A 20318-nucleotide genomic window follows, 5' to 3' on the forward strand; every position below is an offset into this window, starting at 1 on the left:
GTAGATGGGCCAGGGCGTCCTGATTAGGCGGGGCTTTTAACGTGCCCCTATATTTTTTCCGCTCGGAGTACCCGAGCCGATCAGATCGCTTCCTTTGGCCAGCTTAAGGAAATCACCTAGCTGGATGGAACCGTCTGCACTTCGAGTGATAGAAGGCGTGAGACTAACAAAGTCGTCTGCACTGACTACCAGACCTTTGGCATTTGTCGATTTTTTGTTTTTCCACCAAACGCTAGAGTTGTCTTGATCTGTACCGCTTGTTTTGTCACTAGCGCTTCCCTCAAAGGAAAGATTGTTTATGAACACGTGATCACCCTTGTCAAAAGCAAAATTACTTTGTCCATTGTCCCACGAAGTATTATTGGTCAACGTAATGCTGCCGGGGTTGCTATTGTAGGTGAAGCCGTGTTTTTTGTTCTGGAAAGCAATGCTGTTTTTCACAATATGGTTGACTTTGATTTTGTCTCCACCCAGCTTAAATCCGTTGCCGTCGCTGTTCGCGGTAGACGTTCCATCTGAGGTCTGCCCGTTGTGGTGGGCCACACTGTTCAAAATGGTTACTTCGCCGATGGGACCCGTTTCGGTTTTGCTATACAAATCCCAGCCATCGTCTACGTTGTACGCAGCCAAGCAGTTATCAAACACATTGCCTGATCCTACAGTTAATTTAGCCGCGAAGCCATCGGCATCCTCACCATTATCGGGATCAGCGTTATCGTGAGAGTAAGAATTCAAAATCAAATTGTTCGAAGGCCACTCACTAGTGGAAGCGTTAGGCGAGTAACGTCCAAGCTGGAGTCCAGTATCCCGGTTGTGGTGGGTTTCCACGTTTTCGATTCGGTTATTGCTGCCGCCGATATAGATACCATTATCTCCGGCACCCTTTACTTCAAGGCCCTTTACTAGCCAAAAGTCTCCGTTAAGCTGAAGTCCACGATTGGCTGAACCAAAGGCTTGAGCAGAGAAATCAAGTACCGGCTTTTCACTACCGTAAGCGACCAACCCTTTGAGTGAGCCGTTATTGCCGCTGTTTTCACGCTGAATTGTAATCGTTGAGGAGTAAGTGTAGTTACCACCGCGCAGATAAATAGTTTTACCAGGAGCAATTTGTGTAAGTGCTGCTTCGAGCGTGGTAGGACTGGATATTGTACCCGGATTGGACACGTTACCATTTGGCGACACATACAAATCTCCTGCCGCTAACGTTGTGGAGACAGCTGTTGCGTCGGTTGTACTAACTGCCTCTTCTGTGAGTGCAGAAGAAGGGATGTCGTTGGATGACGTATCTGCGTAAGCGGTTCCAATAAGACAAGAAGAAGCGAAAACAAAAGAAACACCGAGCCTTAGAGCGTTAAATCCGTTTTTTGGACGATCATTTCGTTTAAACATGTAATTTCCTCCTTATTTGAGCTCATATTTTAAAAGAAGATAGCATCTATAAAAGTGACTCATGCTGTCTTTCCACTAAAAACAGGACACCTCCTGGGGGGACAGATTGATCTACCATTAGTCCAAAACGCTCTAAGAAGTATATGCACAGTGTAATATATGTTAACGTTTGCATCAACAGTTTTTTACTGTTTTTTTGATATTGTGAAAAAAAGTTCACACTTTTGTTTCAACTAAAAATGCAATTTTGCTAGACTGGGAAAATTTGATTATACTTAAACATTATACATATAATAGGAATGAAAACTGTGAGAAAGGGTGGGTTTAGTGCATGGAGAGTGGAAATCATTTGACGGATTCAACTGTCGAACAATTGCAGGAAAAGCAGCCACGAGTGAAAAATGAGATGATCGATTGGCTTAAGGCCATTATTGTAGCCATTGTGCTCGTGTTCATTATACGTTGGCTATTATTTGCGCCATTTATTGTTGAGGGAGCGTCCATGGAACCGAATTTCAAGACAGATGAACGAGTGGTCGTGAACAAGGTGATTTACGATTTTCGTGATCCTAAGCCGAGTGAGGTTGTTGTATTCCATGTGAGAAAGGAACAAAAAGACTTTATTAAGCGTGTTATTGGAGTGGCTGGAGATACGATTCAGTATCAAGGAGATCATCTTTATGTGAACGGTAAGAAAGTAGAGGAGTCATACATTCAGGGAGCTATTCAGGATGCGCACGCCAAGGGAGAACTATATAACAATGTTGATTTTCCAAATGGGACCATAACCGATTCCAAGGTACCTGAGGGTTATATTTTTGTGATGGGCGACCACCGCAATAATAGTAGGGATAGTCGTGCTATTGGTTTTGTTTCTATTAAAGATATCGTTGGCCGTGCGGATGTGATTTTTTGGCCGGTGGATAGCTCGCAATGGGTTAAGCATAAATAATATAAGAGCGCCTAAGAGGGGAGATTCCTCACTTAAGGCGCTTTTATTTTATAACCTCATTATATTTTTTTCGTAAACGGGTCAGGCAGCTTGCGCCAATCCTGCTCCATTTCTTCAGGGGTCAGCAGTGTCTCATCCAGAGTGCGCTCGATTTCTTCCCGGTTCATATCGATACCAATAAATACGAGTTTGGTCACCCGGTCACCATACTTTTCGTCCCAGTCAGGTGTCTTTTCGAAATCTTCGCCAAGATAGTATTCGCGTTCTTCTTCAGTCAAAGCAGATACCCACAGTCCTGCGCGTGCGAATTGTTTGGAGCTACCCGCCTGACTGAATGTAAAAGCAGTGCGGTTCTGCGTGGCGAGCCACACCAATCCCTTGGAACGTACAACCTCAGCAGGCCATTGAGCCAGCCATTTCAACAAACGTTCGGGATGAAATGGGATTTTGCGCTTGTACACAAACGAAGCAATGCCATATTCTTCTGTCTCCGGTACGTGCTCTTCTTTGTTCATTTCCTGTATCCAGCCTGCCGCCTGACTAGCTGTTTCAAAATCGAAGCGATGCGTGTTCAAAATCTCTTTTGGGTCCACCTTACCGTACTCGGAACGGATGATTTTGGCGTTTGGTTGAATGCCGCGTAACGCTTTTTCCAATCGTTCCAGCTCCTCTGGGGATACCAGATCGCATTTGTTAATGATCAGCACATCACAAAATTCCACCTGTTCTATGAGCAGATCAACGATGCCGCGTGCATCCTCTTCTGCCACTTCCTGTCCGCGATCCCTGAGGGAGTCCCTAGAGTAGAAGTCTTTCCAAAATTCCGGTGCATTCACGACGGTGACCATAGTATCCAGTCGGGTCAGCTTGGTCAAATCAATTCCATTTTCCTCATCTACATAACTGAAGGTCTGGGCTACCGGAATGGGCTCACCTATACCCGTGGACTCGATAAGGATATAGTCAAACCTTTTGTCGAGTGCCAGTCGTTCTACCTCTTTTAATAAATCTTCCCGCAGGGTACAGCAGATGCAACCGTTGGACATTTCCACCAGCTTCTCATCCACACGAGATAATCCTCCACCGTCACGAACGAGATCAGCATCAATGTTTACCTCACTCATATCATTGACAATGACGGCTACCCGCAAGCCTTCCCGGTTATTCAGCACATGGTTCAGCAGTGTGGTTTTGCCGGAGCCGAGGTACCCGCTTAGTACCGTGACCGGTATTTTCTTTTCCAATTCCATAGCGTTTGCCAACGTAATCACTCTTCCCTTCGAAAGTATCATGAAATGTCGAATGTGGTGTAGTGGTTATCATGCGAGATAGGAAAGCAGACGTGCTTTCTTTGTCTTTCTTTAATCGTAATAATTACGAATAGTAAAATTAGTAAATCATTATTAAGAGGAATTGTCAAGGAAGGTAAGATCACCTGATAAGAACTGTATTAATTTTCAAATCGATAAATAATTAAAATTTTAGGTAATTTGTACGATAAAATAAGTATCCATGATGGAACAGATTCGGCTTAAGTTGTATAGAGTTGTGACGGCATGGCGTCAGATTAGAGAGGACGTATCCAATACATGCGGACAATAGGAATAGGCACAAAAATTAGTGGTATGGTGATCGGCATTTTGATAGTGTTGTCTGTCGTGATCGCTTATGTGGCTACTAGCCGAATGCAGGAGGGTATTGAGGCTTTTGCTACCGAAAAGGCTAAAAATGACTTGAATATGGCAACCCGCCTGGTGGACTACAAATATAGCGGGGCATGGAAGATCAAGGACGGGCAATTATATAAGGGGAGCCAACGGATTAACAATAATGAGGAAATCGTCGATGAAATTGGCGAGGCAACAGGCGATACAGTGACTTTCTTTCAAGGGGAGCAACGGGTAGCGACGAATGTCATGCTGGAGGGCAAACGCGCTGTAGGCACGAAAGTATGGGAGAAGGTGGCTACCGTTGTCTTAAAGCAGGGTCAGCCCTATTATGGTCAAGCGGTAGTAGTTGGAAAAACGTATCAAGCTGCGTACACACCCATTCGCAGTGCAGACGGTGCTGTGATTGGCATTCTGTATGTAGGTGCATCGCAATCGATCATTGACGGGATCATTAGCGGGTTTATCCGCCAGTTTATGATTGTGATTGTAATTGCTATTGCGGTGTCGCTAGCCGTGATTCTCTGGTACATGAGCAGGGTAAACCGCAGGCTGGGCCGTGTAGGCCAAGCGCTCGCCAAGGCAGGTCAGGGGGATTTTACTTCTGTCCTGCTTGACCGGAGTGGAGATGAGCTTGGGCGGCTGAGTGTCAACTATAATGAAATGCGAGAAAATTTGAGCATTTTGATTTCCGAGGGCATGCATGCTTGTGGAGCGGTAGCCGATTCAACGGGGCGGCTTGCCGTCATTGCTGAAGCATCGACCAGACAGGCCAATAGGATTGCAGACACCATACGGCAGGTTGCAGACGGAGCCGGAGCGCAGACCCGAAGCGTGTTGGAAAATCAGACGGCGATGGAAGAGATGGCTCAGGGCATTCAGAATGTCGCGGAAAATGCCTCAGAGATTGCGGAAGCTGCTATCTACTCCAAGCAGCAGGCGGAGGCAGGAGCGGAAACGGCGCGCCTCACGGTGGAACAGATGGGGGAGCTGCATTCGTCCATCCAGCATACGGAGGCTCTGATTCAAGCGCTACACCGTCAATCAGGTGAAATCACCGGAATCATGCAGGTTATTCAGGGAATATCTGAACAGACGGGACTGCTGGCGCTGAATGCCTCTATTGAAGCTGCTCGCGCAGGTGAGCAGGGACGAGGATTCGAGGTTGTAGCATCCGAGGTGCGGAAGCTAGCAGATCAATCGGGAATAGCCTCCCGCCAAGTGGCGCAGCTCATCCAAAACATTGATGGAGATGTACAGCGCTCGGCGGAAGCGATTGGACATGTGGTAACGCATGTGGACAGCGGGCTGCGGATGATGAACAAGACACATGACAGCTTCGAACATATCGTAGAAAGAAGCACTCACATTGCGGAACGGATCGAAAGCATGGCAGCAACCGCAGAACAAATGTCGGCAGGTGTGCAGGAAGTTACCGCTTCTGCTACTGAAATTATTGTCATCGCCCGCAGGACGAGCGGCGGCTCACAGGAAGTATCGGTTGCAGCCTCTGACCAGATGGAAGAGATTAACCGTCTAAATACCTGCTCTGCTGACCTACAGCTTGCTATGGAAGAGATGCTAAAAGCGCTAGGCCAGTTTAAGGCTTAATGAATACTGTACAGAAGCCTATGATGGATATCACGAAGACAAGAGGACTTGCGCGAACAACACGCAAGTCCTCTTTTTTGCATCTGGCTTCGAATCCTCGACTCAGCCTTTGACGGCTCCAGCGACGACGCCTTTAACAATGTATTTTTGCAGAAAAATAAATACGATAATGGAAGGAAGCACAGCCATTACCATCGCGGTCATGGCATATTGCCAGTCTGACGTATACTGTCCGACGAAGGTGTAGGCGGCCAGCGTCAGCGTTTTGGTGCTGGGTGAGCCATTAACCATGAGAAGCGGAAGCAGAAAATCGTTCCAAATCCACATCACGTCGATAATGACAATGGTGGCGGTGACTGATTTCAGCAAGGGGAAAATCACGGAAAAGAAAAGCCGGAAGCCCGAGGCTCCATCGATTTTGGCGCTTTCGTCAATCTCAGCCGGAATACCTTTCACGAAGCCGTGATAGATAAACACTGCCAGCGGTGCGCCGAAGCCCCAATACAGCAAGCCAAGTCCCCAAGTGCTGTCTGCCAGATTTAAGTCTTTCGCCAGTCGCAAGACAGTGAGCATGATGGACTGAAACGGGATCAGCATCGGCATAATGCACAGCATGTAAATCACGGAGCTCCATTTGCTTTTGGTTCTTGCCAGCTTGTAGGCCGCGATGGAAGATATCAGCACGATACCTGCCAGGCCGACGACGGTAATAATGGTGTTATTGAGAAATAGGCGTGGATAGTCGATGAATTTCCATACATATACGTAATTATCCAGCGAAAGCTGCTTGGGCAGCGCAATGACGTCGGTCATGACCTCAGCGAAGCTTTTGAACGAATTGTTAATGGCGAGAAACAGCGGGTACAAAAATAACAGTGATAATACAATCATGCCCGCTTCTAGCAAAATACGTCCCGTACGGCTGCGTTGCATCAGGCTTCAACCTCCCTGCGTTTGAAAATAGACAATTGAATAATCGTAATGATCAGGACTGCAACGAATAAAATCAATGCTTTGGCTGTTCCGTAGCCATACAGATTGTTCTGGAATGTGTCCCGGTAAATATCATACGCAATGCTGTATGTCGTACCTCCCGGTCCACCGCCGGTCAGAGATAAAATGACGTCAAACACTTTGATCGAGTTGGTCAGTGCCATGAAGACTGAGATCGTAATGGAAGGTGCGAGCATCGGTAGAATAATACTGAAAAATCTCCGAATCGGCCCCGCGCCATCAACAATGGCAGCTTCTTTTAGATCCTCTGGCACAGATTGTAAGCCTGCAATATAAATGACCATGTAAAAGCCAATGGATTGCCAGATTGATACCGCCAAAATGGAAACAAACGCGAGCCCTTCCTCACCCAGCCAGCTCAGCTGGAAGATACCCCAGCCTGTACTGTGTCCCAGTGACTCAAAGCCTTGCATGAAGATGAATTTCCATATAAAGCCGACAATCACGAGACTGAGGATATACGGGATAAAGAAGGCCGCCCGCAGCCAAGCCGAGCTTTTCAGCTTCATATCGAGAACGAGCGCCAGCAAAATGGCCAGCACATTCACCAATACAATGTACAGGATGGCATACTTGACGGTAAACCAGGCTGCATGTGCAAAATTGGCGTCCCCAAGCAGGATTTGCTTGAAGTTATCCAAACCTACAAATTTCGGATGTTTGGATATGCCGTTCCACTTGGTCAGGGAATAGCGTATCGTCATCAAAAACGGAATATAAAATGCAATCGTAATGCACAAGATTACGGGCAGTGTGAATAAACCGAATTCCAGTTTACTACCCTTGTCGCCCCAGGTTCCCCTTTTTTTCAGCATAACGCACCTCTTTTTCTCAACATTTTCCGCTCTTTCGCTCCAAGCTGTTTAAGATATAATGAAAGTATAGGATAGCCCCTAGGGCCGGACCAATGGATTTAAGAAAACAGTTGAGGGTAAAAATGTGTACGCTTTCAAAAGGGGCGGTTATCATGATGTCAGAGCGCGTAGGAACGATTCTTCGCTCCATGTGGAGGAGGATCACGCAAAAATTAGTGAACAAACTCATTCTTCTTTTTACCTCGGTGATTATTCTGGTGGTGGGCTCACTTACAATTATTTCCTATCAGATGATTGAAAAGGAGTCGGTTAACCATAGCATCGCCAGCACGACCAATAATCTGCTGCTGGTCAATCAGAATTTGGAGGATTACTTGGAGGGAATGCAGCAGTTGGCTCTTCCACAGCTACGTTATAACGATATCATGAACGCGATTGCCAATGAGAACCGGGACTATGCTTCGCGAATGGTCATTGAAGATTACTTGCGCAGCATGTTTTATTCACGTAATGATCTGGAAGCGATCTATCTGTACGTGGCGGACCGACATCAATACTATGTGGTTACCAGGGAGACGTACAACATTACGGTGCGCAAAGGAATAAACACGGATATTCCCAAGCTTCCTTGGTATAAAGAGGCGATGGCTAGTACCACGAACGAATCATTTCAATCCTTTGTAGGGTCCCGTTCTGATATGGGCTATGTGGCGCCACAAGCCAGCTTTATGGCATACCATCGAGTGCTGAGGTCGATTGCATCCCGTCACCCGCAGGCGGTGCTGTCCTTTTATTACAATACGAGCGCCGTGGATGAAATCATGCAGAACATCCCACTGGGCAAAGGGGACCAATTGATGCTAATGAGCCCTAAAGGGGTTCCCTTTTATGTGAATAGCTTTCCGCTATATGAGCGGATGCGTGATTCCGGAGTGTTGGCACAGATCGGCAAGGGAGGAAGCGGGCGAGTAACGTGGTCAGATAGCAGTGGCAATCAGGAGTATTTGGTCGTCTATGATGCTGGTGAAAAAGATGGGTGGCAGCTCATCAAGCCCATCCCATACCGCCAGATTTATGAAGCAGCTACGACAACACGGAATTGGAGCTATGCCATCGGGGCTTTATTTTTAGGTGTGTCTATTATATTAGTGACACTGACCTCGAACGCCATTACCCGACCTTTACATAAGCTGTCCACCCAGATGAAGCGGTTTAGCACCGGAGATTTTGGAGCAACAGCTCCTGTGAAGGGACATGACGAGATTGCATATTTGTCGCTGCATTTTAACGAAATGGTCCAAAGAACCGAAGAACTTATTAATGAGCGCTATCGCATGAAGCTGGTCGAAAAGAATGCCATACTCAAGGCGTTGGAGGCTGAAATTAATCCTCATTTTCTGTACAATGCCCTGCAAGCCATATCCACACAGGCATTAAAGCGGGAGATGTTCGACATGGCGGATATGGTGGATGCATTGGCCCAAACGTTGCGGTATTCCATCAACGGCAAGGATATCGTAGTTGCCCGCGAAGAGCTCAAGCACATTGAACGGTATATAGGTCTGCAAAAAGCAAGGTTCGGGGCGAGACTGCGGGTCGAAGTGGTATGGGAGGAAACGCTGATGGAGCTGCCGATCCCGAGATTATCCGTGCAGACGTTGGTGGAAAACGCTATCAAGCATGCGTTGGAAAAAGTATCAAGCGATATTCTGATCGTCATTTCAGCCGAATCGAGTTCTACAAATGCCACAATTGCAGTCAGGGACAACGGACCTGGAATTTCAGAGGACAAGCTGAGAATGGTGCTGGATTCATTCCATGAAAAATGGGAAGAACGGGAGAGCGAGCATATTGGTTTGAAAAATCTGAACACACGGCTGAAGCTTTTGTACGGAGATCAGGCAGGATTATTCATACTTACGGATGAAACGGGAACGGAAATGAGAATGCAAATTCCCCGGGGAGGAAGTAGTCATGTATAACGTATTGATTATTGACGATGAAGAGCCGTTGCGCGAAGCCATTCGTATTATCGGGGACTGGGACCGTCTGGGCATCGAACATATTTATGAGGCGACGAATGGAAGGTTGGGACTGGAGCTGTTGGGTCAGCACCATATAGATGTGGTGATGGTCGATATGAAAATGCCTGAGCTGAACGGTATCGAATTTCTTCGTGCGATCGAAAAAGCATATCCCCATCTGCTGACGATTGTCATTAGCGGCTACAACGACTTTGAATTTACACGACAGGCGATTCAATCCCGGGTGGTGGACTATCTGCTCAAACCTATCAATCGTCAGGATCTGAATCAGGCACTGCGCAAAGCAGTGGACATTCTGGAAAGCCGAGAGCAAAGCAAAAACAAGTTCATTAGCCAGAACATTACGCTGAATATGTCACTGCCGAAGCTGAAAGAGAAGCTATATTTGTCCATTTTGGACGGTAGCTTTAAAAGGCAGGCCAATACGGCGTTGCTCCCATTGATCGGAGCGGATCAGAAGGGGAATCGCTTTGGGGTGATTGTGCTGCGGCTGCTGAACAGGGATGAGATTCGCAGGACGCGTTTTCATGGCGATGCCGATCTGATGGATTTTGCCGTGACCAATGTGTTAGCTCAGACGTCAGATGAACGGTTGAGTTGTTTTAGCTTCTCCCATCCGCGACGGGAGCGTGAGGTCGTTTCGATCTGTACCTTGGCCCCAGGACAAGAAGAACATATGGCCTTACTATTGGCACAAGTGACGCAGAAGGCGGTGGCGAACCTGCATGGGCTGTTCAGCATGGTGGTAGTTGCCGGATTGGGTAAGCTCTGCACAGATGTATTGGAGCTAGCGTCAGCTTATATGGATTCCAAGACGCTCATTCACAGCACGGATGTGTTGAAGCTGGAAGGGGAATCCATTCTTCATACAGTGCCACGGCAAATGGGTACGTTAGAGGAAATGTCATGGACGGAGCGACTGTTGTCGATCCAAAAGGATGCTCAGACAGGTCAGGCGAACCGGGCAAAGGTACTGCTGGGCGATCTGCTGAAACAATTGGCATCAGGCCCTATTTTCCGTTTACAGGATGCGGATCGAATGATGAAGGAGTTCCATTTTTTACTGAGAGAAGCTGCGATTGAGTTGGGTGCGTCTACGTCAGCGTTGAATCAAGATGGAGCTTTGGAAGATCTGGAGCAAGTGGGGGAAAGCGATTTGTCTGCTGATTTTACGAGCTTTGTCCACTACGGTCAGAGATTGAATCGAATGCTGGAGCTTTACATTGCTGGGGTCCAACATGCTCAAGCGGGGAACCAGCCCTTTGACATAACGGACATCAAAAGGCACATCGACCGTTATTATTTTGAGGATATCAAAATTTCGTTTTTTGCCGAAACCTATTTTTTGAGTCGGGAATACCTGATGAAGCTGTTCAAGCAGCAGTTTGGTTACGGTATTCACGAATATGTACAGAAGGTTAGAATGGACAAGGCGAAGGAGCTGCTGGGTGATTCTAGCCTGAAAATACAGGAAATCTCGGATATGCTTGGCTACAAAGATAAAAATTATTTCAGTAAGGCTTTTCGTAATTATTATCAGGTGTCACCGTCTGAGTATCGCGTAAGCCTGCAATAAACCACTTTTTTACCCTTAACGCTTCACTAATCTGCCTTTTTAAATTGGAGTATATTTTTTAGAATGAGCGCATGGACGTTGATCACAAACAAATGGGGGAGTATCCATGTTAAAGAAGATGATGGCGTTATCCGGCAGTTTGCTTTTGACGGTCGGTTTGTTGAGCGGATGTGGAAGCAGCGGCGGCACGGATGCGTCGAAAGAAAGTGCTGGCGGCAAAGAAGATTTGAAAACGGTTACAATAAACATGTTCACAGCTTCACCAGAGTATACCGATGCTTTTAACGCGTATATTGAGGAGTATAAGAAGGTCAAACCTAACGTGAAGATCAATCTGGAGATCATGCAGGCAGACTACAACACGATTCTGAAGTCGAAAATAGCCTCAGGTAGTACACCGGATGTATTCCAAACGACGGCTGGAGGCGACATCGACACGTATGCGGATTATAGCGCCGATCTGACCAATGAGCCACTGGCAGCAGCCATGACGGATGCTGTTCGAGCGAATATGAGTTCCAGTGACGGTAAAGTGCTGGGATTCCCGGTGAAGGGGAACCTGTTTACGCTGATTTACAATAAGGATTTGCTTACCAAGGCTGGGGTAACCTCCCCGCCGAAGACGATTGCAGAAATGCAGGATGCGGTCACCAAGCTAGAGGCGAAGGGCATTACTCCATTTGCCAATGCATATAAAGAGTGGTGGGTATGGAAGCATATCTTCCAACACTATGTAGATGCTGCTGCGCAGGATGCGGGCGTGGAACCGAAGCAACTCGTTAGCGATTTTATCGCAGGCAAAGCAAAAATCAAGGACTACCCAGTGCTGTACAACAACTTCTTTAACTTCATTGATTTGACGGTGAAACATGGCACAGATAAGCCACTGGAACGGGACAGCAATGCGGAAGTAAGTGATTTTGCATCCGGAAAAGCTGCGTTTATGACGGGTAAAGGTGCGTGGGATGAGGAAGCAATCAAGAAAATTAATCCTGATCTTAAAATTGGCATCATGGGATATCCGGTGAGTGACAAAGCTGATCAATCGGTCATCATTACCGGTGCAGATCAGGCGCTGCGTATCAACAAGGATTCCGAAGTATCGAAGGAAACGATTGAATTTTTCAACTGGCTGTACACTTCGGAATACGGCAAGAACTGGTTCTCCCAGGTAGCGAAGGTGATTCCTCCAATTAAGGATGCACCGCTTCCTGATCTGGAAATGCCTAAGGAAATGGAAAGCATTTTGAAAACGTCGAAGTCCGGTGATCTGTCTGTTAACTACTCGCTGGATACGTTCCACCAAAAATTTGGCGAGCTGATGCAGGCATATATCAGCGGCAACATGAACAAGGATCAGGCGGTTGCAGAGATTGAGAAGGCATGGGTGCAATTAGGTTCAGCACAATAAGATTAGTTCTGCAGAGGCGTCCGTAAGGGCGTCTTTTTGTGTTATAGCTAGGAGGCGAAGAGGGCGTGGATAAAAAAATATTTAATAATAATTAAATATTTACTTGCAAAAAGTTATTGAGTTGTGGATAATAGGTTGTGTGCAATATATCTACAACGTACGACATACATAATGACTGCAAGTTGCAAATGTGAGAGATCCCCCGTTTGAGGGAATCTCTTTATTCCGTTTGGACTATGCCGATCATGTTTATAATAGACCGTGTAATTTGGAACGCATTTTCATTGATGTGGTAAAGGTAAAAAGGAGATGAACGTTTTGACGAATTCGTTGTTTACACCGTATACACTGAAAGATTTGGAATTAAAGAATCGTGTGGTGATGCCCCCGATGTGCCAATACTCGGTGACAGCCAAGGACGGGATTCCGAATGATTGGCATCATGTTCATTACCTGAGTCGGGCTATTGGAGGTACGGGCCTGATTATTATAGAAATGACAGACGTGGAACCAGATGGACGGATTACAGATTATGATCTGGGTCTTTGGTCAGACGAGCATGTCCCAGCTTATAAGAAGCTGGTTGATGGCATTCATGCGCACGGGTCCAAGGTAGGCATCCAGATTGCTCACGCGGGCCGTAAAGCTGAGGATGCAGCTGAGCCAGTTGCTCCTTCGGCCATTGCATACCCGGATGCGAATTATAAACAGCCACGCGCGCTTACGACGGAGGAAGTCCGTGGCATGGTGCAGAAATTCGCAGACGCTACCCGGCGTGCAGTTCAAGCGGGCGTGGATACGATTGAACTTCACGGGGCACATGGTTACTTGATTCACCAATTCCATTCGCCAGTTACAAACAAGCGGGACGACGAGTACGGTAAGGATTTATCCCGTTTCGGTGTTGAAGTCATTCAGGCTGTACGCAAGGAAATGCCTGCGGGTATGCCGTTAATCTTACGCATCAGCGCGGTGGAATACGTAGATGGTGGGTACGATGTGGATCATGCCATTGAGCTGAGCCGTGCATATCAGGCGGCAGGCGTAGACGTGATCCATGTTAGCTCGGGCGGGGAAGGACCTGCAGGCACCAGGAAGCCGGGCAACTATCCGGGCTATCAAGTGCCGTTCGCACGCCAAATCCGCGAGGCACTGAACATCCCGGTGATCGCTGTCGGCGCACTGGATGACCCAGCCTTGGCGCAGTCCGTTATCGGCAACGAGGATGCCGATCTGGTCGCTGTGGGACGCGGATTGCTGCGCGATCCATATTGGGCGATTCATGCAGCAGTGACGCTACGCGGCGAGAAGCCTTCCATACCTGAACAATATCAACGTGGCTACTGAGGCCTAAGTAATCCCCACGTTGTTTATATATAAACAAGGCACCTGCAACGAAGCGTACGCTTCGTCAGGTGCCTGTTTTGTTTTATGGACAGATGGTACAGTGTAAGCAATCTTACACGTAGTAGTGGTTATATTTTGTATATCATATAGAACGCTATTAGTAGCGTTGATCGGATTAATCGTTACGATTGTTATTGCGTTGAACCAAAACAAAAAGAAATAGACCGCCCTGGACAAGGGAAAACGGTCTATTTCTAATAGAGCTAGCCCTGTTCAGCCGACCGCTCTTCAAAGCGGCTGTTGCCAAGAGTAGGGATGTTACCAGCATCCTTGCTCTTTTTTAGTATATCCTTCTATCATTTATTTTAGCACAATTGAATAATCGATGTAACTCATTTGGTGAAAACTTTAACTTCCTTTGGAGCGAGGGTCACGGTGATCGAACCGTTGTTGATCTGAATGGAGTCGTTGCTTAATTGGTTGGTCAGGCGAGTGCCGTTGGACAGATTGTCGAAGTTGCCAATCGTGCGGGTTTGACTGCTCCAGGAGTTGTTGATAAGTACGATGGCCTCGTCTCCATTTTTAGAGCGCTGGAAGCTGTAAAAGGAGTCGTCTACCCACTTTTCCTTTTGGCTCCCGTTTTGCAGGGCAGGGTGGCTGTTGCGCACACGGTTCAGCTTAGCGATGTACTGATACAGATCATGATTGGCGTTAAACACAACGTTTTCCCGGTTGGCAGGATCATCTCCGCCACTAAAGCCTTGCTCGGTGCCTTGATAGATGATAGGAATCCCGCGTGAGGTCAAAGTAAAGCCCAAGGCGGCCTTGAGCTGAGGCCATTTGTCATAGTTAGCACCCGGCTTGCCAGAGGCGTCATTCAGGAAACGTTTTACATCATGATTGTCGATAAATACGCCGTTGGTCTGGGCATCGCGATAGTGACGATCATCTGAGTAGCGTTCCTTGATTTTCCTCATAGATTGATCGTGTCCAAACACATCCTTGATTGTATAATACATCGGAAAATCCAGTGCGGCATCGAGATACCGGGTGTAATCACCCACATAAGCAGGATCGCCACTGTAAATTTCACCGAGAGTGAAGGTATTGGCGGCCTGGTCAAAATCCTTCAAAAACCCTTTGGGTACATGCTTCACAGTGTCCACCCGCAGTCCGTCGACCCCCGACTCGTCCAGCAGCCATTTGATCCAGTTTTTGAGTTCATTCGCTGTATCTGGGTTGTCCTGATTCAGGTCGTCCAATCCGGCAACGTCACCGTTTTCGATTTTCCACTGATTGTTTGAGTTGTAGTCTGCTCCTGTGATGTCGCCATTGTGATGATACCAGTCCGCTTTGTCAAAAGGAGCCTTGGCGATGCCGTTCCCAGGTTGAAAATCGCCAGTGTGATTGGGAACTACGTCCAGCATCACAGCGATATTTTTGTCGTGTGCCTTACCAACCAGCTCTTTGAACTTGTCCATGGTACCAAGATGCCCGTCTACCGCATAAAAATCATACGTATGATAGCCGTGGTAAGCGTATTCGCTCTTTTGCATCGTTACCGGAGTAATCCAGATGGCGGTAAACCCCATATTTTTAATGTAGTCGAGTTGGTTAATAATACCTTGAAAATCGCCACCATGCCACTTGCGCTGATCGCTGTTGTTGGAATTGAAACCACCGTAATTATCGTTGGATGGATCTCCGTTGCTAAATCGGTCTGTCATGATAAAATAAATGCTCTGTTTGCTCCAGTCTGTGTTGAGGGGAGTGGGCTTGGAGAGGGTACCCAGATCTAAAGGAGTGAAGGCGCCCGATGGCGCCTCCGTTTGAATAGTTACTTCAACTCCGTTAGAGTTGGGTACGTACGTAGAAGTGCCTACGTTTAAGGATGCACCCGAAAGTTCCACTGTTTGGATAGGTCCTGCAACTTCGTTGAGGTTGGTTGTGTAGGTGGAAGTCCCTACGCTGAGGATGCTCCCCGAAGGTGCCCCCGTTCGGATAGTTCCTGCGGCTCCGTTAGAGCCGGGCGTGTAGGTAGAAGTTCCCGTGCTGAAAAGGTAGTTCTTCGTGTTATTGCTGTCCCAGCTGTTATTGCCGTCATTAAAAGCGGCTTCCAGTTGGGAGGCAGACCCGATATCGACGGTAATTTTAGCATAGCCGCTAATCTCGGCATCCTGCATTTTCACACCGGGTACGGCAGTCCAGTTTCCGCCAGCCGGGCGGTAGTGAATGTAAGGCGAGTTAAAGCCTTTTTTGTAGTATACCGTTACCTTATTAGTTGTACCGCCGCCATCCCCGGGAACCGTGCCCGATGGAGCGCCTGATGTGATCGTTCCCGCATTGCCGCTGTTACCGGGCGTGTAAGTAGAAGTGCCCGTGCTGAAGGAGTAGTTTTTGGTGTTGTTGCTGTCCCAGCTGTTATTGCCGTCATTAAAAGCGGCTTCCAATTGGGAGGCAGACCCGATATCGACGGTAATTTTGGCATAGCCGCTAATCTCGGCATCCTGCATTTTCACACCAGGCGCAGCAGTCCAGCTTCCGCCAGCCGGACGGTAGTGAATGTAAGGTGAGTTGAAGCCTTTTTTGTAGTATACCGTTACCTTGTTGCCTGTACCGCCACCGTTATCGCCGGGCTTGGCCTTGTTTACGATATACTGTTTGAATCCACTCATCTCACCGGTTGGTGAGCCGTCGTTGTTGACGAGATTGTTGAGGCGTAAAAGTGTAAAGCCGTGATAACCGAACTTTGTGATTTTTTCTTCGATTTTTTGAAAGCCGCTACCGCCTGTTGGGAGTGCATTTTCACCATTTAGGCGAACACCCTTGGCATTAGCGATCGAGGAGACAGTATCTACTAATGTGGACGGCAAGGAATAATTTGGTGCTGTACCACTGTCGTTCATCTCCAGAGCAGTAAAGGTCAAATCCAGATCCGCATCTTTGAACTTCTCGATGAGACGGTTGTAATCATAATATCCACCTGCTTGCTCTGTGCTGTGAGGCATGGCAGGATTGTTCATCTGCCAGTGCAGACCGGAAATCTTGGCTCCGATACGGACACCGAACACGGAATCGAAGTTTTTGTGTGCAGCAGCTCCGATGACGCCCAGATGCTTCTCAAGCACGCTTTGGTACCACGACAGAAAATCCTTCCCATACGTGGAAGTATACCCGCCGTTCGTGTAAAATCCGTCCCCGTCGGTCGGTGGATTGATTTGGCCAAGGCTGCTCAGCTTGGTACCCCAGGCTGCATTAATCTTGTCCATTGATCCATACTTTTCATTCATGGCCGTGCGGAACGCATTTTTGGCTGTTTCAGTGTAGGCTTGGAATTTGCCCCGTGCAGGATAACTCCATCCCGCTGCCGGATAGTATGAAGGATATCGCAATTCTCCAGAGGGCCCACCGCTTAAATAAATTTTGGGAATGATGCTTTTGTAGCTAGCAAAGGTTTGAGCAAATGAGGCATACAGCTCATCATATTGTTTACCAGTCCCGCTCCATAATGGAGAGAGGGCTTCGTTATTGGCAAAACCGCTTTCGTCCTTGAACTGCATTTCATCTGCACTGCCCTTGCTAGACAGCCAGCTTGGTAGCGGGATGTTGCAATCATCCCCCACATTTCCCCCACACTTATGCGTAGAGATAATAGGAACCCACTTCAATCCCACTTCTTTTACGGCATCTGCATAGGTCTTGTAGTAGCTCCAATCGAACTGGTTATCTCCTGCGCTCTCCACATGGCCCCACCAGACGTCGGTGGTAATAGCATACACACCGTTACTTTTCAGCGTTTGCAGTTGCTTTTTGAAGGCACCCCAGTCATTAATTTTCGCCAGCGGCCCCATGACAGAAGCCTGAAAATCATCAGCAACCGCTGCGCTTGCCGTATTGGAGGGTGAGCCAATAAAGGCGGTCAGAGATAGCACAATGCTTAATAGCATCAGGCACCCTTTTTTCCATAGACTTCGATACAAGGTCAAACCGATCATCCTCCCCAAAGCATAGTCTAATTCGACAACATTTTGTAAACGTCTACAAAAATAGTATAAAGCAAGCGGTTGCATAAAAAGAAGAATTTATTGCACACTCAGGGTGGACAAATATGACATTTTACGTAAGCAACCGTGTGCTTAAAAGTATTCAGACAAAAAAATAAGGCATAGGTCTGAGTAAGACGCATGCCTTTTAGTGATGTGCGAGCCAATGCCAGTATAGGAGAAAGTGAACCTAAGCGTATAAAAGCCTTGTTCCAGTCTGTATGAAAGTATTGCCGAGGCAGCTTGTTTAATAGTTGCTTACTTAATAAATAGGGCGATCCTTCTGGTCGGAAATGCCGCTTTTACGGTAGAAATACGTATTGATCCGATCCCGCCATTCTTTGGCATGCTCTGCCTGATGCTCCAGCCGCTCCAGCACCTGTTCATACATGGCAGCATTCAGTTGCCCTCGTAGACTAACCCATGTGTCTCGGAGATGGGCCGCACGTTCTGCACCTTCAAAATGGGTATCATAAATGTGCTGTATGACAGTTTGGCCGGAGTGGAGCAAGTGTGTATAAGGAACATGGTGAAAGAATAAGAGCAGCTCATCCGGGCAGGTGTCCGTAGATTCGTAGATATCAGTATTGGGAGAAAAATATTGTCCTGCATAGCCCGTTCCGGTTGCGGTCGTGCGATCTACCCCGATCCCCCTGCAATCAGCAAAATGGTAGGTGCCCCACATGGAATATTCGTACCCGTCTACATCCGGCCCATAGTGGTGATCGGGACTGACCATCCAGCCGACCCCGAGAGGGGCGGTGTAGGATTCGTAGACATTCCATGAATCGAGCAGCATCTGCTTAAGGGTAGAAATTAAATCTGTGCCGCCGTCGCTATTCCCTTGTCTGCCAAACGTCAGCCGAACCCACTCATCAGCGATTTCGTCTGCGGACAGATCCGGGTCCCATGCCAGCCGACCATAGCCATAAAGATTGGATTGGGCGAGCAAATGTCCGGTCCAATTGGTGTCTGCACCAATATTGGATACAGCGGCTATTCCATAGTTGGTATGCTTGGGAGAATGCAGAGCGCCACTCACGATACGCTTGATGGTGGAGCCTTTTCCTTGGGCGTAGGTGTCAAAATCCAATACTTCCTTCCATTGGGGAACAAGGTAACATAGATGTTTCTGTTGCCCGGTGTACTCTTGCGCAATTTGAAATTCCAGCAGTATCTGAGTGGATTCCAGCGCACCGAACAGGGGGGAGACAGGCTCCCGCACCTGAAAATCCATGGGACCATTTTTGATCTGTAAAATGACATTTTCCCGAAATAATCCATCCAGCGGTTTAAAATGGTCAAAGGCTGCGCAGGCCCGATCCGTCTTGCGATCGCGCCAGTCCTGCTTGCAGTTGTAGACAAAGCAGCGCCAAATCACACGTCCGCCATAGGGCTGCAACGCATCTGCCAGCATATTGGCTCCATCGGCGTGATGGCGCCCGTAGCTGAACGGTCCAGGCCGATTTTCGGAATCGGCTTTGACCACAAAACCACCCAGATCAGGAACGGCGGCGTAAACTTCCTGGGCTTTGGTCTGCCACCATTCAGCTACAGCTGGTTCCAGGGGATCGGCGGTGGTTAACCCACCGAGCTGAATAGGACTGGCATAGTTAATGCTCAAGTAGATCTGTATGCCATAGGCGCGAAATACCGCAGCTACTTTAGCCACATCCGGTAGGAATTTATCTGTAATCAGCTCGGTCTCTACCTGATGGACATTCACGTTGTTAATGGATAGTGCTTGAATGCCTACAGAAGCGAGTAGACGGGCATAGTCTCGCAGGCGCTCCATATTTGTAGTAAAGGCATTATTATCATAGAAAATAGAGCCACCCGCATACCCGCGTTCAATACTACCATCCATGTTATCCCAGTGATTGATCATGCGGATGGAATTAGCAGGGTTGGATAATTGGTCTAGAATGGGGACGTGCACTGATTCGGTGGTGGGCTTCAACTTCCCGTCTAGTCCTCCCTGCAGGTAGCGCAGCAGATGAAAGACTCCGTACAATACGCCTTTGGAGGTCTGCCCCGCGATTGTAACGTACTGTCCCTTGATATCATCGTTACCGTGCGAAGCTGAATATGCCGGATCTGGCATCTCTATCCCGCGAATTCGGTAGCCTTCTGCGCTCACTTCTGCCTGTTCTTTTGCGCTGAATCGTTCTGCGACCAAAGGATGCTCTGGGAACGTACCCAGCGCAATGAATGGCGTATTCACAGGAACGGCGCTGATCTTCGGCTGCTGTCCAAACATGGAGGTCAATCCGTGCTGAAGCTCACTCGCAGCCGATTGAAGCACTTCATCTGTCCCATGGACCACGATGACCCTGCACCAAGCGGGCAGCTTTTCTACCTTACTATTGCGGCTGTAATGCAGCCAAGCCGCATAGCCGCTCTCTTTTGGCATATCCATCAGCTTGCTCATATTGGAACCTCCTTTTG

The 20318-nt window shown here is 47.8% G+C and carries 12 protein-coding genes and 1 pseudogene; 7 read left to right on the forward strand and 6 right to left on the reverse strand.

The features are described from left to right. Nucleotides 1-36: 36 nt before the first annotated feature. The gene (locus tag MKX59_RS01570; protein WP_076295202.1) at nt 37-1389 is read right to left on the reverse strand and encodes a right-handed parallel beta-helix repeat-containing protein; all 1353 of its coding nucleotides are present in this window, start codon (nt 1387-1389) and stop codon (nt 37-39) included. Nucleotides 1390-1720: 331 nt separating this feature from the next. On the opposite strand from MKX59_RS01570, the gene lepB reads away from it, so the two are divergent. Then, a complete protein-coding gene (lepB, locus tag MKX59_RS01575; RefSeq protein ID WP_068939127.1) occupies nt 1721-2341 on the forward strand; it encodes a signal peptidase I in 621 nt (206 codons plus the stop codon). A 59-nt stretch (nt 2342-2400) separates the two neighbouring features. On the opposite strand, the gene MKX59_RS01580 is transcribed toward lepB, so the two are convergent. Next, nucleotides 2401-3603 (reverse strand): GTP-binding protein, encoded by a 1203-nt coding sequence (locus MKX59_RS01580; protein ID WP_081047510.1) that lies wholly within the window; start codon nt 3601-3603, stop codon nt 2401-2403. A 327-nt stretch (nt 3604-3930) separates the two neighbouring features. Here MKX59_RS01580 and MKX59_RS01585 point away from each other — a divergent pair, with 327 nt between their 5' ends. After that, nucleotides 3931-5619 (forward strand): methyl-accepting chemotaxis protein, encoded by a 1689-nt coding sequence (locus tag MKX59_RS01585; RefSeq protein WP_076156622.1) that lies wholly within the window; start codon nt 3931-3933, stop codon nt 5617-5619. A 102-nt stretch (nt 5620-5721) separates the two neighbouring features. Here MKX59_RS01585 and MKX59_RS01590 read toward each other — a convergent pair whose 3' ends face one another. Together MKX59_RS01590 and MKX59_RS01595 are read right to left on the reverse strand one after the other, a co-directional pair. Beyond that, entirely contained in the window at nt 5722-6552 is an 831-nt protein-coding gene (locus MKX59_RS01590) for a carbohydrate ABC transporter permease (protein ID WP_013312583.1), read from the reverse strand. After that, entirely contained in the window at nt 6552-7448 is an 897-nt protein-coding gene (locus MKX59_RS01595) for a carbohydrate ABC transporter permease (RefSeq protein WP_013312582.1), read from the reverse strand. The genes MKX59_RS01590 and MKX59_RS01595 overlap by 1 nt, the downstream gene beginning before the upstream one ends. A 122-nt stretch (nt 7449-7570) precedes the next feature. On the opposite strand from MKX59_RS01595, the gene MKX59_RS01600 reads away from it, so the two are divergent. The 5 genes and pseudogenes from MKX59_RS01600 to MKX59_RS27550 form a co-directional block, all read left to right on the forward strand. Next, nucleotides 7571-9430: a cache domain-containing sensor histidine kinase gene (locus MKX59_RS01600; protein ID WP_023990949.1), complete on the forward strand. Its 1860-nt coding sequence runs from the start codon at nt 7571-7573 to the stop codon at nt 9428-9430. Beyond that, nucleotides 9423-11069, forward strand: coding sequence for a response regulator transcription factor (locus tag MKX59_RS01605; RefSeq protein WP_338532973.1), 1647 nt, complete (start codon nt 9423-9425; stop codon nt 11067-11069). Before MKX59_RS01600 ends, MKX59_RS01605 begins: the two co-directional genes overlap by 8 nt. A 106-nt stretch (nt 11070-11175) precedes the next feature. Beyond that, complete coding sequence (locus MKX59_RS01610; RefSeq protein ID WP_028540854.1) at nt 11176-12480, forward strand: ABC transporter substrate-binding protein; 1305 nt, start codon at nt 11176-11178, stop codon at nt 12478-12480. 318 nt (nt 12481-12798) lie between these two features. After that, the gene (locus MKX59_RS01615; protein WP_139116776.1) at nt 12799-13827 is read left to right on the forward strand and encodes an NADH:flavin oxidoreductase/NADH oxidase; all 1029 of its coding nucleotides are present in this window, start codon (nt 12799-12801) and stop codon (nt 13825-13827) included. A gap of 145 nt (nt 13828-13972) precedes the next feature. Further along, nucleotides 13973-14050, forward strand: a pseudogene (locus MKX59_RS27550) (putative holin-like toxin); the annotation flags it as partial. 169 nt (nt 14051-14219) lie between these two features. On the opposite strand, the gene MKX59_RS01620 reads toward MKX59_RS27550, so the two are convergent. Beyond that, on the reverse strand, nt 14220-17813 hold the full coding sequence (locus MKX59_RS01620; protein ID WP_076156605.1) for a family 14 glycosylhydrolase: 3594 nt from the start codon (nt 17811-17813) through the stop codon (nt 14220-14222). Between the two features lie 319 nt (nt 17814-18132). Further along, nucleotides 18133-20301: an alpha-glucuronidase family glycosyl hydrolase gene (locus MKX59_RS01625; protein ID WP_076264560.1), complete on the reverse strand. Its 2169-nt coding sequence runs from the start codon at nt 20299-20301 to the stop codon at nt 18133-18135. Between the last annotated feature and the right edge of the window lie 17 nt (nt 20302-20318).

The sequence above is a fragment of the Paenibacillus sp. FSL R7-0340 genome, from assembly GCF_038002205.1.
GTDB classification, from domain to species: Bacteria; Bacillota; Bacilli; order Paenibacillales; family Paenibacillaceae; genus Paenibacillus; species Paenibacillus polymyxa_B.